The 13,212-nt window shown below is 69.7% G+C and carries 11 protein-coding genes; 6 read left to right on the top strand and 5 right to left on the bottom strand.

Annotation, left to right across the window (positions count from 1 at the left end; translation table 11 throughout):
• Positions 1-77: 77 nt before the first annotated feature.
• Both QHF83_RS11140 and QHF83_RS11135 read right to left on the bottom strand, forming a co-directional pair.
• A complete protein-coding gene (locus QHF83_RS11140) occupies positions 78-2,936 on the bottom strand; it encodes a hypothetical protein (protein ID WP_282417765.1) in 2,859 nt (952 codons plus the stop codon).
• Positions 2,933-4,228 (bottom strand): hypothetical protein, encoded by a 1,296-nt coding sequence (locus tag QHF83_RS11135; RefSeq protein ID WP_282417764.1) that lies wholly within the window; start codon positions 4,226-4,228, stop codon positions 2,933-2,935. Before QHF83_RS11135 ends, QHF83_RS11140 begins: the two co-directional genes overlap by 4 nt.
• A gap of 98 nt (positions 4,229-4,326) precedes the next feature.
• On the opposite strand from QHF83_RS11135, the gene QHF83_RS11130 reads away from it, so the two are divergent.
• The 5 genes from QHF83_RS11130 (at position 4,327) to QHF83_RS11110 (ending at position 9,907) form a co-directional block, all read left to right on the top strand.
• On the top strand, positions 4,327-6,636 hold the full coding sequence (locus QHF83_RS11130) for a glycoside hydrolase family 3 N-terminal domain-containing protein (RefSeq protein ID WP_282417763.1): 2,310 nt from the start codon (positions 4,327-4,329) through the stop codon (positions 6,634-6,636).
• A 40-nt stretch (positions 6,637-6,676) separates the two neighbouring features.
• Positions 6,677-7,729 (top strand): hypothetical protein, encoded by a 1,053-nt coding sequence (locus QHF83_RS11125; protein ID WP_282417762.1) that lies wholly within the window; start codon positions 6,677-6,679, stop codon positions 7,727-7,729.
• Positions 7,730-7,819: 90 nt separating this feature from the next.
• A complete protein-coding gene (locus QHF83_RS11120; RefSeq protein ID WP_282417761.1) occupies positions 7,820-8,473 on the top strand; it encodes a helix-turn-helix domain-containing protein in 654 nt (217 codons plus the stop codon).
• 37 nt (positions 8,474-8,510) lie between these two features.
• Positions 8,511-8,708, top strand: coding sequence for a ferredoxin (locus QHF83_RS11115; protein ID WP_282417760.1), 198 nt, complete (start codon positions 8,511-8,513; stop codon positions 8,706-8,708).
• Complete coding sequence (locus QHF83_RS11110; protein WP_282417759.1) at positions 8,705-9,907, top strand: FAD-dependent oxidoreductase; 1,203 nt, start codon at positions 8,705-8,707, stop codon at positions 9,905-9,907. The genes QHF83_RS11115 and QHF83_RS11110 overlap by 4 nt, the downstream gene beginning before the upstream one ends.
• Before the next feature lie 3 nt (positions 9,908-9,910).
• Here QHF83_RS11110 and QHF83_RS11105 read toward each other — a convergent pair whose 3' ends face one another.
• Entirely contained in the window at positions 9,911-10,396 is a 486-nt protein-coding gene (locus QHF83_RS11105; RefSeq protein WP_282417758.1) for a hypothetical protein, read from the bottom strand.
• An 85-nt stretch (positions 10,397-10,481) separates the two neighbouring features.
• On the opposite strand from QHF83_RS11105, the gene QHF83_RS11100 reads away from it, so the two are divergent.
• Positions 10,482-11,582 carry a LysM domain-containing protein gene (locus QHF83_RS11100; protein ID WP_282417757.1) on the top strand — a complete coding sequence of 367 codons (1,101 nt, stop codon included), beginning with the start codon at positions 10,482-10,484 and terminating at the stop codon, positions 11,580-11,582.
• On the opposite strand, the gene QHF83_RS11095 is transcribed toward QHF83_RS11100, so the two are convergent.
• Positions 11,579-12,055 carry an SRPBCC domain-containing protein gene (locus QHF83_RS11095; protein ID WP_282417756.1) on the bottom strand — a complete coding sequence of 159 codons (477 nt, stop codon included), beginning with the start codon at positions 12,053-12,055 and terminating at the stop codon, positions 11,579-11,581. The two genes, QHF83_RS11100 and QHF83_RS11095, sit on opposite strands and share 4 nt — an antisense overlap.
• Before the next feature lie 66 nt (positions 12,056-12,121).
• A complete protein-coding gene (locus tag QHF83_RS11090; protein ID WP_282417755.1) occupies positions 12,122-13,168 on the bottom strand; it encodes an aldo/keto reductase in 1,047 nt (348 codons plus the stop codon).
• Positions 13,169-13,212: the final 44 nt, after the last annotated feature.

The raw sequence follows: 13,212 nt of genomic DNA, 5'->3' as shown, positions 1-13,212 counted from the left end.
TCAAGACGAACTCTGTTCTCGGACGAACCCCGAGGCGTTCCTGGGCAAACCGAAGGTTCGTCCAGGACCAACCGGTCCTACCGCGCCGGCACGATCCTAAAGATCCCGCCGGGACCGACCACCCAGCCTGGCTTCGCCCCCGGCGCGATCATCGACGAGAGCGCCGCTTCTTTCCCGGCCGCGCTCGTGTCCACGCGGCGCAGGGCCTTGCCGTCCCAGCGCAGGAGCGTCGCGCCGTCGCCCGCGATCCAGACGTCGTTTGGCTTCGTCGCCGCCACGCTGCGGAGGAGCACCGGGTGCCGCGCGCCGCCGTCGCGCTCGAGGTGGAAGGCCTCCACCGTGTTGCCTTTTGCGTGGAGGACCGCGCCGGCGAGGCCGACGGCCCACGCCTCGCCGGGGCCTGCGGCCGCCACGGAGAGCAGCGCGCCGTCGGGCGCGCGGTGGCGCGTGAAGGTGCGGCCGTCGAATCGGACGAGCGTGCCCTCGCCCTCGGGCAACACGCGGCCGTCGGACATGCGGGTGCCCGTCAGGCCGCCGGCGAACCAGGCGTCGTCGTCGGCTCGGACGGCCACGTCGGCGTAGGCCGCGGGCGGGAGGCCTGCCACGAGGCGCACGCCGCGCGGGCCTTGGATCACGGCGTGTGGGCCGTCGTCGTCGGCCGCGGAGACGGCCCAGATCGCGCCCGAGGGCGCGACGGTGACCGCGGCCAGATCCGCGAGGGGCGCGGGCTCGGGGGACGCGCGTCCGCCGCGGACCGGGAGCCATCCCTCCGGCGTGAGCAGCGCGCCTTCGCCCGCGGCGGTCGGCGCCACGCACCGCTGACAGCCGAGCGCTTTGGGTTTTCGCTCGGTGCATTGCGCGCAGAGGTTGCAATCCGGCTCGGGCGCGTACCAGCAGAAGAACGGCTCCGGCTTGGGCGCCTGGTAGAGCACGCGCGTGCGGGCGCCGTCGTATTCGATGACGCGCGCGCCGTCGTGCAGCCAGACGACGCCGCCCGGGCCCTCGGCGACGTGCAGGGCGGCGCGGAGCGGCTTCTGGCCGTCGACGTCGAGCACCACGCGCTCCAGGCGATAGGACGGATCGGCGCCCGCGACGGGCAGCGCGACGCTCGGAGAGGCCGCCGGCGGCGGAGGCGAGGTCGTGCCTTCGAGATCGGCCTCGGCCCGGGGCTCGGGCGTGACGTGCCACAGGCCGGCCTCGCCGTAGAGCCACACGTCTCCGCGGCCGCTGCCGGTCACGGAGAGGCCGCTCATGCGCTCGATCCCGAGGATGCGCCACCAGCGCTGGCCGTCGAAGCGCGCGACGTCGCCTTCGATGCCCGTGACCCAGACGTCGTCCCGGCCGCTAGCCCACGTGGACCTGGAGGGGACGGGGCTCTCGTGGTCGCCGAGGACATCGGGGATCTCGAGACCCTCGCCATCCGGGACGATCCTCGGCTTGACGCCGCTGCCGAATTCGACGCAGACCGCAGGATCGCTGCTGCACAGGGCTTCGCGACCGCCAGCGCTCACCGTGTGGGTCAGCTTCGTCCCGTATTCGATCTCGATCTTCGAGAAGGTGGCGCGGAGCTCCCGCCGCTCGCGATAGGCCGCCCCCGCGCGCTCGAGCACGCACGGGCGCACGGCGCCCCCGACACGCACGCCGAGCACGAGCAGCGCGCCGGTCGGGTTGCGCGAGAGGTTCAAGGGGACGAACCTGCTCGCGCGCGCCGGCGCGCCTTCGGCGAACACCTCCTTGGGGAAGCTCATCGACGGCACGCCGAGGTCGGACCAGGTCCGGCCGTCGTAATGGAAGAGCCGATCGGCGTCCTCGCCCGGGGCTCGCTCGCGCTTGCCGAGGACCCAGACGTCGTTCGGCGCCGCCGCGACGACGGATTGTACGTGCTCGAAAGGTTTTTCCGTGGAGAGGCCTTCCCGCTGGGCGCGATAGGCGATCGTGGGCTTCCAGGGCACCGGCGGGGGCGTGGGATCTTCCTCGTTCCGCTTGTTTTTTCGCTTCTCGACGACGCGCACGCCCTCCACGGGCCGAGACTCCGCGGTCTCCCGCACGGCGCCGCGATCGACGAGCACCGCCCCGTCGTCCGTATGCACGCGGAAGCTTCCACCGGCGCGAGCTTCGATGCGGGAGACGGAGCCGCGCACGCCGAGCTGGTAGAGCGGCTTGCCGTCGGCTTCGAGCGCGACGAGCGAGCCGTCGGAGGTGCCCGTGAGCACCGTGCCGTCGGTCCCGACGGCGACCTTGCGGGAGCCCTCGGGCAGGGTCGGATCGAGCGAAGGGAAGCGGCCGACGTGCACGCTCCATATGGGCTCGCCGTCCGGTCCGAGCCGGGAGACGTGGCTCCCGTCGGAGACGGCCATCACGCCTGCGCGCGCGTCGATGTCGGAGAAGCCGAGAGAGACATCTCGCAGGAGCTTGCCATCTCCTGCGTCGAGCACGTGCAGGGGCCTCTTGCCCTGGGGGTTCGGGCCGGAGAACTCGAACACGAAGAGGCGATCGCCGCCGCCGTTGGGCGACGCGAGCGCCTTTCCCGCGGGTCCGGCGCGGAAGAGGCGCCAGGTAAAACCCCCTTTTTGGAGCGACGTCCTCCATGTCTCCTGGCCGCGCGCGTCGATGCGGAGGACGACGGGCGTGTAGGGGTTCTTCGGCGCTTGCTCCATCACGACGGCGTAGGCGCCGCCGTCCAGCGCGCCGAGCACCGCGAGCGCCCACCCGATCGGCGCCTCGTACAGCTCGTCGCCGTCGGGGTCGTACCCCGTGAGCACCGTCTTGGCGTCCGTGCCGGAGAGCTCGATCCACGGCAAGCGAGGCGCAGGCGCGGGGGCGGCCGCGGAAGCCTTGGCCGAAGCCGAGGGCGCCGGGACGTGCGCGGGGGGCGGCGGCGGCGGCGCGGCGCTGCACGCGCTGGCGAGGAGGAGAGGGACGAGCGCGCGCCTCACGGTTTCTGCCCTCCCGGCACGCGGAACACGGCGCCCATGCGGAGTTCTCCCTCGCCCGTCGTCCCCTTGGGGTCGCTGCCCACGAGCCAGAGCTCGCCCGAGGAGCTCCGCCATGCGTGATCGATCAAAAGCGGAGGCGCGGCGCGGCGCAGCGCGGCGCCGTCCCAGTGATACAGCGCCTCCTCGCCGAGCAGCCAGAAATCCTTGCCGTCGCCCTTCCTGTACGTGGCGCCGGGCGCTTCGAAGCGCTGCCCGCCGCCTTTCTCGGGCTCCCACCGGACGAGTTGCTCTTTTCCCTCTCCCTCGGCGCCCAGGATCCACGCGGCTTCTTTCGCGTCGAACCAGATGTCGTTCACCCCTACGAGCCCGAGCGCGAGCGGCGTCCAGGAGAGGCCATTGCCACGCCACGCGCGGTCGCCGGACAGCCAGAGCCAGAGGTCGTCGGGCGCGCGCGCCGCGATTTGCGCGTCGGGCCCGTATCCCAGGTCGTTCGGCAGGGGCACGCGCCGGCCGTCGAGGAGGAGCAGATTGCCGCCATACGCATTGACGAGCACGGCGGAGCCCTCCAGGCGGAGCGAGGCGCCGTCGACCGAGATTTCGACGGCATGCCCGCCGTCGCCGCGCCCCTCCGAGCCGGGGTAGACGTAGTCGTCCGCGCCTTGCTCGCACGCCCAGCGGCCCTTCTTGCCGAGCCGCGACTCGACCACGCTCGCGCGCATGCCGCCCGTCTCCACGAAGGCGCGGACGATCACGTCGTCGCCCTCGACCCGGATCGAGTTCCACGTGACCGGCAGCGCGCAGCTCGGGCCGAAGGGCTGACAGTTCTCCACGGCCTCCTTGGCGCACATGGCGGGCTGCTTCGCGCAATCGACGAGCGTGCCGCAGCAGCTATCGGTGAAGCACTGGGGCGTGCCACGATCGTCGACGCGCGCGCCGTCCCAGCGCAGCACGTGCCCGTCGACCGAGACCATCCACACGTCGCGCTCATTGCGCGCGTCCACGCCGACGATCTGGGGCATCCGCGGCGGCAGCGGCACCGGCTCGAAGCGGCCCGCGAACGTGGCCACCGGGCCCGCGGCGAGGGTTACGGCGGAGGGGGGTTCGTCCCCCTGGAGAAGGCTCAGCTTCGGCGGCGCGGCGGGGCCCTTGGCCGCGTCCGTGGGCGGAGGCGGCTCCGCGGGGGCTCGGAGGGGCGGCGGGGGCGGCGAGCCGCTGCACGCAGAAAGCGCGCCGAGCACGAGGGAGGGGACGAGGGCGCGCGCGGCGCGCGCCGGACCATGGGAATTCGCCATGAGCGAAGAAGGAAGGTCGACGATCCAGGAAGTTTCGTCAATGCGATTCGCGCGCGCGAAGGCAGCGCGAGGCATTTACGAAAGGCGGGGCGCGAGCCATGACCAAGCGTGGGGGCTCGTGGGCGCGGCCCCGCGGAACGGGCAAAGGGGGAGAGATGCGGCGGCGGAAGTTCGGGGGAATCGGGCTCGCGCTCCTCGCCTCGCTGCTCGGATGTGGTGGCCGATCCGAGACGGCGACGCCTCCGTCGGGCTCCCTGGAAGATCGGCAGGTGCGCGCGCTGCTCGATCGCATGACGCTCGAAGAAAAGGTCGGCCAGATGAACCAGTACATCGCGCCGATCTACGCCCGGAGCATCGATTCCCCTGATTTCGCGAAAAAACTCGACGATCTGCTCGCGCGGGGGCTCGTCGGATCTTTCCTGTTCGTCACGGATGCCGAGGAGGCGAACGCGCTGCAGGAGAAGGCCTCGCGCTCTCGGCTCGGAATTCCGCTGATCGTCGGCATCGACGCGGTGCATGGCCTCGCCCCGGTGCGCGGCGCGACGATCTTTCCCACGCCGATCGGCATGGCCGCGACGTTCGACGACGATCTCGTGGAGCGCAGCGCGGAGATCACGGCGCGCGAGATGCGGGCGACGGGCATGCATTGGGCGTTTTATCCGGTCCTCGACGTGGCGCGGGATCCGAGGTGGGGCCGGACGGCGGAGACGTTCGGCGAGGATCCTCTCGTCGTCGCGTCGATGGGCCGCGCCACCGTCCGCGGCTTGCAGGGCCCCGACCGCTCGCATCTCCGCACTCTTGCTTGCCTCAAGCATTTCCTCGGCCCGGGTGTGCCTCTCGGCGGCCGGAACATGGGGCCGGTGGACGTCTCCGAGCGGACGTTGCGCTCGATGTTTCTCCCGCCGTTCCAGGCCGGCGTGGAGGCGGGGGCGCTCTCGGTCATGGCCGCGTACAACGAGGTCAATGGGGTGCCGAGTCATGCCTCGGGTGAGCTGCTCACGCGCATCCTTCGGCGCGAATGGGGCTTTCGGGGGTTCGTCGTGAGTGACTGGGGGGCCATCGAGATGCTCCACACCACGCACCACGTGGCCGCGTCGAAGAAGGACGCGATCCGGCAGGCGGTGCTCGCCGGCGTCGACATGCACATGCAAGGCGAGGGGTTTTCCGAGCCGCTCCTCGAGCTCGTGCGGGAGCGCGCCGTGCCTGCGTGGCGCATCGACGAGGCGGCGGGGCGCATCCTGCGGGTGAAGCGCGCGCTCGGCTTGTTCGAGCAGCGGTACGTGGACGCGTCACGCGCCTCCTCGGTGCTCGCGGCGCCGGAGCACCTCACGGTGGCCCTCGAAGCGGCGCGGAAGTCCATCGTGCTCTTGCGGAACGAGGGAGGCGTCTTGCCCTTGCGCAAGGACCTGAAGAAGGTCCTCGTGACCGGCCCGAATGCGGAGAGCACGGCCTTGCTCGGAGACTGGACCGTGCCTCAACCCGCGGAGAACGTGATCACCGTGCTGGAAGGCATTCGCGCGGCGGTGTCTCCGGCGACGGAGGTTCGATTCGTGGATCCGGGCCGGGTGTTCGAAGAGACGAACGAGGCCCTCGCGCTCGCCGCCGAACAAGCCCGCGGCGCCGACGTGGCCATCGTGGTGCTCGGAGAGAACGAGACGCGCTACGACGAGGCCGGCGTCCTCGACCGGCCGCGGCGCGAGCGAACCGGCGGCGAGGGCGCCGATCGCGCCGATCTGACGCTCGTGGGCCGGCAGATGGAGCTCGTCCGGGCGATCGTCGAGACGGGCACGCCGACGGTCGTGGTGCTCGTCAACGGTCGACCCCTCGCGATTCCGTGGATCGCGGAAAACGTCCCCGCCGTGCTCGAAGCCTTCGAACCGGGCCTCGTCGGGGGCCGGGCCGTCGCGGAGGTGCTCTTCGGCGACGTGAGCCCGAGCGGCCGGCTGCCGATGTCCATTCCGCGCTCCGTGGGGCAATTGCCCGTCCATTTCAATCACCCGCCGTCGGCCGAGGGGACGTACGTCGACGAGAGCTCCGAGCCGCTTTACGCATTCGGCCATGGATTGAGCTATACGCGGTTCGCCTATTCGAACCTCCGGGTCCCCGAGCGAATCCGGCGCGGGGAGGCCGCCTGGGTCTCCGTCGTCGTGCAGAACGCCGGCGCGCGCGAGGCCGACGAGGTGGTGCTCATGTTCGTGCGCGACGTCGTCTCCAGCGTGACGCGGCCGGTGCGGCAGCTCGGCGGCTTTCAGCGTGTGCGGCTCTCGCCGGGGGAGAGCCGGGTCGTCCACTTTCGGATCCCGTTCGAGTCGCTCGCGCTCCATGACCGCCGGATGGCGCGGGTCGTGGAGCCGGGGCGATTCGAGGTGTCGATCGGCGGTCTTTCGGGATCGTGGATCCTCGAATGACGATTCCCCCACGCGCCGCCCGCTCGTGTAGCCTGGCCTCGTGGATCGCCTTCTCGCTCTCCCCTCGTCGGCGCTGTGCGTCGGGGCGCTCTGGCTCGTGCTTTCGCTCGTGCTCCTCGTCGCGTGGGTGCTCGCGCGGAGGCCCGTTCGGCGCCTCGACGAGGCCATCGCGGGCCGCGGCGCGCTCCGGCGAGGGCCCGCTGCCATCGGCGGCGAGGTCGAGCTCGCGCCCGACGAGCCGGTCCCGCTCGAGGTGACGATCGCGCAGACGGGGACACCGAAGAAGCTCTACTACGCGCCGCCGCAGAACGTGCGGGACGTCCAGACGATCCACTATACGAACTGGGAGACGTCGAGCGAAAAGGTCGCGGCGCGTCCTTTTTTCGTGCGCCGCGCGGACGGCGAGCGGGTTTTGGTGGAGCCGCCCGCAGAGGTAAAATTCCGCGGCATGATGGATGTCTGCGTGGAGCACACGGAGCTGTTCCGCAGCTTCGAGGGCCGGCTGCGTCCGGGGGACAAGGTGTTCATCGAGGGCACGCTCTCGCGCGCCGAGCCGGAGCGTCCGCCGGAGCCTGCGCCGGAGCCGGAGACGAAGGGCGGCGGCGGGTATCGCGTGGCGGCCCCGCGGGAGGTCGTCGCGCCCGAGGTCGTCCCTCCGATGTGGATCCTCGGTCCGCGCGAGGGAAAGCCCATGCTGATCACGCGGCAACCTTTCCGCCGGCCGATCCCGGGCGCCGCGGAGCGACGGCGCGCGCACGCGCTCGGCGTCGGGTTCTGGTTTGTCGTGGTGCTCGGCGTGCTCGCGCAGATCGTGCTGCAGTTTCCCCTGCTGGATTGGGCGTACGGCGTGGTCGCCGTCGCGGCCGGCGCGATGATGCTGATCGCCGTGGGGATGGCTTTCGAGAAGCAGACGCTCCCCGAGCCGGAAGATGGGCTGGAGGCGAAGCTGACGAGGAACGAGATCCCGAGCCGGCTCCAGGTCCCGTGGCATCAGCCGGGCCTCCAGGGCTGGGACCGGGTCGTGGAGTCGCCGAATGGGGGGCTCGGGACCGGCGTGGATGAGAATGGCGAAGGGTATGGGAGGATCGGATAGCCTGTCGACGCCCTGTTTAAGTCACTTGACTTCATCAGTCACACGCCTTAAACCCTCCCTGACCGAAGTTCTGGTACGCTGATGAGGATCATGGTCAGCCCGAGGATCAGGCAGACGCACGGAAGCGAGACGCGCGAGGTCATCCTCGCCGCCGCGGAGCGGCTCTTCGCCGAGCACGGGGTGGCGGCGGTCTCGAACCGGCAGGTGAGCGAAGCGGCAGGACAGGCGAACAACTTCGCCGTCGGCTACCACTTCGGCACCAAGGCCGACCTCGTGCTGGCCATCGTGCGCCGGCATGCGCCCGCCATCGAGCGGCGGCGCGAGGAGATGCTCGCGGCGATCAAGGGTTCGTCCGACCTCAGGGACTGGGTCTCCTGCCTCGTGCGGCCCTCCACCGAGCACCTCGCCACGCTGGGCAGCCCCACCTGGTATGCACGTTTCATGGCCCAGGTGACGACGGACCCCGCGCTCCGAGAGCTCGTGATCGGCGAGGCGATCGCCTCGCCGTCGATGCAGGCGACGATCGAAGGGCTGAACCAGCACACGTCGATCCTCCCCGCGGACGTGCGAGCGGAGCGCGGCGACATGATCCGGCAGCTCATGGTGCACATCTGCGCCGAGCGAGAACGCGCGCTGCAAGCGGGCACGCCGACGCCGCGCGCCTCGTGGGAGGCCGCCGCGGTGGGGCTCGTGGACGCGATTGTCGGGTTATGGCTGGCGCCGGTCTCCGTGACGGAAACATGAAACGAGTTCATGCAGGACGGGTGAGAGGAGAAGAACCATGCGCGTGATCGTGGATCTCGATAAGTGCTGCGGGGCAGGCCAGTGCGTGCTGGTCGCGCCGAAGGTGTTCGACCAGCGCGACGACGGGATGGTGATCCTGCTCGACGCGTCGCCGCCGGAGGAGCATCACAAGGCCGTGCGCGAAGCCGCCACGGTGTGCCCCGGCGCCGCCATCATGCTGGAAGAAGGCCAATGACGAGCCCGTCGAGCGTGCTCGTCGTGGGCGCCTCCGCGGGCGGCCTCGCCGTCGCGGAGGCGCTGCGGCGCGAAGGGTTCGCGGGCCGGATTTCGCTGCTCGGCGCCGAGCGGCATCTGCCCTACGACCGGCCGCCGCTGTCGAAAAAGGTGCTGTCCGGCGCCTGGAAACCCGAGCAAGCGCAGCTCCGCCCCGAGAGCGCGCTCGCGAAGCTCGATGTGGAGTTCGTCCTCGGCGACCCCGCCATTCGCCTGGATGTCGCGGCGCGCGAGGTCGCGACCGCCTCGGGACGTAGCCTGCGCGCGGACGTCGTCGTGCTGGCGACGGGTCTCGAGGTGCGTCGGCTGCCGGGACAGGAGGCATGGGCGGGCGTGCACGTGCTGCGCACCGTGGACGACGCGCTCGCGCTGCGCGCGGATTTGCTCGAGGGGCCGCAGGTGGTCGTCGCGGGCGACGGCGTGCTCGGCACGGAGATCGCCGCGACCGCGCGAGGCATGGGCCTCGATGTCACGTTGGTCGGCCCGCAATCGGCGCCGCTCGCGAGTCAGCTCGGATTGCAGGTCGGCGGGTATCTGGCGAGGTTCCACGAGGAACAAGGCGTGAAGCTTCGTCTCGGGATCGGCGTGCAGGAGCTCTGCGGCGCGGAGGGACGGGTCACGGGCGTCCGATTGGCGAACGGCGAGGTCTTGCCCGCGGACGTGGTCGTGGTGGCGATTGGCTCACGCCCGGCGATGGGATGGCTCGCGGGCAGCGGGCTCGCGCTCGGCGATGGAATCGTGTGTGATTCGCGGTGCCAGGCGGCTGCGGGCATTTACGCCGTCGGCGACGTGGCGTGGTGGCACCACGAGGGGCTCGGAACGGGGGTGCGGCTGGAGAACCGGACCAATGCCGTCGAGCAGGCCATGGCGGTGGCGGCCAACATCCTCGGAAAGGATCGGCCGTACACGCCGGTGCCGTATTTCTGGACAGACCAGTACGATGCCAAGATCCAGGTGCACGGCTTCATCCCCGCCGATGCCGAGGTGGCGATCGTGGAGGGAGATCCTGCGCTCCGGCAGTTCGTCGCGCTTTATGGGAGCCGCGGGAAGGCCACCGGGGTGCTCGGGTGGAACATGGTGAAACAAACCCGGCAGCACCGGCAGCACGTGGTGGATGGAACGGCGTGGGAGGCCGTGCGGGCGCTCGCCGTACCGCAATGAGCGTCAGAGCGCCTCGATGAGGCTCACCTGCCAGAGCGCGCAGGCTTCGCGCTTGCCCCCGGCCGGCGCGCGTCCGCCGGTGATCCGCACCTTCGAGCCCACGCCCACGACCTTGCCGTCCTTCGTGTGGAGCTTGAGGTCCTTGTCCGTGAAATTCTTCGGCAGCCTCTCGATCTGATTCTTGCCGTCGCCGACCGGCACGTCGGCATTCACGCGTTTGCCCTTGTTGCCGGGCTCGGAGAAGAGGTCGAAGTCACACGTGTCGCTGCAGACCTTGAGCATGCTCCGAGGCGCGCCGACGTAGCCCTCGATAGCCACCTTCTTGGTGACGTTCAGGCCCTTCTCCATGGTGGGGTCGAACTCGGCGGCGCAGACGTTCTCGAACGTGACGGGCGTGCCCGGCTTGGGCTCCTCGCAGCCGAGGCCGAGGGTCGCGAGGAGGGCAGCGGCGACGAGAACGATGGGGAGACGGTTGGAGGAGGCTGTCATCGTGCGGCCGATGTTACGCGGAATCGAACGGGCGGCCACATGTTTGTACGAACCCCCTCCCGTGGTGCTAAGAAACGAACCTGTCATGCAGCGATTTTTCGTTTCGATGCTCGCCCTCGCGCTCGTCCCGCTGGCCACGGCCGCCGCGGCGCCGAAGGATCCCAAAGCGGGGCTCGCGTATTACGAGAGGCCGAGCACGCTCTCCCACGTGGCCGCGAAGTTCGGCATTCCGGTCGACGAGATCGCGCGCCTGAACGGCATCAAGGACAAGGACCGTTTCCATCGGTACGGCATCGTGCTGCCGGACGTTCCCTCGACACGGAAGCTGCCGCGCTACGTGCCCTGGGCTCCGGCGCGGCCGCGCGCGATGTGTGCGGTCACGTCGTGGAAGCTCGTCGCGGCCCAGGAAAAGGGCTGCACGGAGGCCTATTGCGGAACCGGCCCCGGAGGCGGGCGCGCGTGCCTTTGCCGGGACGATCAGGCGGAGACGACGATGTCGCTCACCACGAACGGGAAAACCCTGCGCTGGCCCGCAAGCATTTCGATGTGGAACCCGTGGGGATCGAGCTTCGTGGACGTGACGTCTGCCGACCTCGACGGCGACGGCTCGCCCGAGGTGATGCTTTCGACGCTGGGGGCCGTGTCGAACGGGCTCGGCCAAGAGTATCGCGAGTTCATCGTGGTTCGCGACGGCCGGGAATGGTTCCGCTACGACAGCGGCACGTTCACCGCGAAGACGGCGCTCGTTCGCGTGGGGAACGAGTGCCACCTCGCTTCGGCTCACTGGGAAGAAGTGACCCATCCGCTGAAGGGCCCGGCGCTTCACCTCGTGGAGCGGACGTTCGACCCGACGAACCTTCGTGTCGATCGCGAGATGGTGGGCATTCGCGCCGGCGAAGGCCAAGCTTACGAGCTGCCTTTCGACCCGCTCGCCCCGCGCACCCTGCCGACGCAGTCCGGCACGGTGGTCGCGATCTCGCGGGTCGACGTCGGCACGACGATCAAGATTCGCACGGATGCGGGGACCAAGACCCTGCCGGACGCCCGCTTCGGCGACGCGAGCACGGGGCGCGTGCTCCCCTTCGGCTTCCTTCCGAGCAAGGGCTCGGTGGGGAAGGGGAAGGTGCTCTTCGGACGCTCACACGATACCGATATCGTGTGGCTGCCCGGCGCGAAGCAACGTTAAGCCGACGCTTGTTGCTCGCAGAATCGCTTCAGGATGCCGAGCGTCGTTCCCCAGTAGAAGTCGAGGTGCTTGTATACCGCGTAGTCGACCAGATTGCTCAACGTCAAATCCAGCCGCGTGCCGCTGCCCGACGGGGTCGATACGAACCTGATGACGACGTGATTGTCCGGGGCATCGGGGAGCGCTCCCCTGGAGAGCGTGCTCCAGTGGGTGTACTCCAGGATGCGCTCCGGATCGAACGCTCGAACCGTTCCTCGGTTCTCGAAAGGGATCTTTCCGTGCAGCTTTCCGCGGAAGAGGATCGGGCTCCCGAGCTCCCAGTTCGTCGTCACTTCGATCTCGTCGTCGTCCGCAATCCACGCTCGGATCGAGCGCGGATCGGTCAACGCGCGCCACACGTCCGCAGGCGAAGCGTGGATCTCGACGCTTTTCGTCACGTTCTCGGGAACGTCCTTTGCGAGCTCGGAGGGCATCCAGAAATCCTCGGGTGAGGTGTGCCATGAATCCTGGGCTCACAGCAAGCCCAGGAAGGCTGAAGGTCAGCGCGGGTGGCGCTGGGCGGCATGCTGCTCGGCGCGCGCCTTGCTCCAGATATCCATCATCCAGCCCGGGTACTCGGCGCGCAGCTTGCTCACCTCGTCGAGCAGCCTGAGCTCGTCGGCATTCAATGTCACATGGACGGAGCCGAGCGTATCGTCGAGCTGCTCGATGCGTTTGGCGCCGAGGATGACGCTCGTCACGGTCTTCTGGTGCAAGAGCCACGCGATGGCGAGCTGAGCCACGGTGACGCCTTTGCGCGTGGCCATGGCGGCGAGCGCGTCGAGGACGTCGTAGCCCCGATCGAGCTCCACCGGCGGGAACGCGTTCGTCGCGCGCCTCGTGCCCTCGACCTCCTGCATTGCGCGGGTATATTTGCCGCTCAGGAAACCGCCGGCCAGGGGGCTCCAGACGAGGAGCCCGAGCCCTTCGCTCTGCAGCATGGGCACGATCTCGCGCTCCAGCTCCCGACCGACGAGCGTGTAATAAGCCTGCACCGAGGCGATCTTCGCGAGCCCATGCAGCGCCGACAGGCCGAGCGCCTTCGTCATCTGCCAGGCCGCCCAGTTGGAGACGCCGATGTAGCGGACGAGCCCTTGCCGCGCGAGATCCGTCAGCGCCTCGAGCGACTCCTCGATGGGCGTGGCCGGGTCGAAGCCGTGGAGCTGATAAAGATCGATATGGTCGAGCTGCAGCCGATCGAGGCTCGCTCGGACGGCGTCCATGATGTGGCCACGGGAGCTGCCGTGGCGGTTCGGGCCACGCCCCGATTCGCCGAAGACCTTCGTCGCCACGATGATCTCGCTGCGTCGGACGCCGAGGTTCCGGAGCGCCTGGCCCGTGATGCGTTCGGACTGCCCATCCGAATAGACGTCGGCGGTGTCGATGAAATTGACGCCCGCCTCGAGCGCCCTCGCCACGAGCGCGTCCGCCTCCGCCTGCTTGACCTGACCGAGGTAGCCGAGGGCCCACTCACCGCCGAACGTCATGGTGCCGAGGCACAATTCCGAAACGAAAAGACCAGTGCTCCCGAGCTTGTTGTAACGCATGAATCACGACCTCCGACGGCGCGTATAGCCTCGCGCCTACTTTT

Source organism: Polyangium sp. 15x6 (assembly GCF_029960785.1).
GTDB lineage: Bacteria > Myxococcota_A > Polyangia > Polyangiales > Polyangiaceae > Polyangium.
The sequence above is the reverse complement of the archived record's forward strand: the minus strand, read 5'-3'. Positions and strand labels throughout refer to the sequence as shown.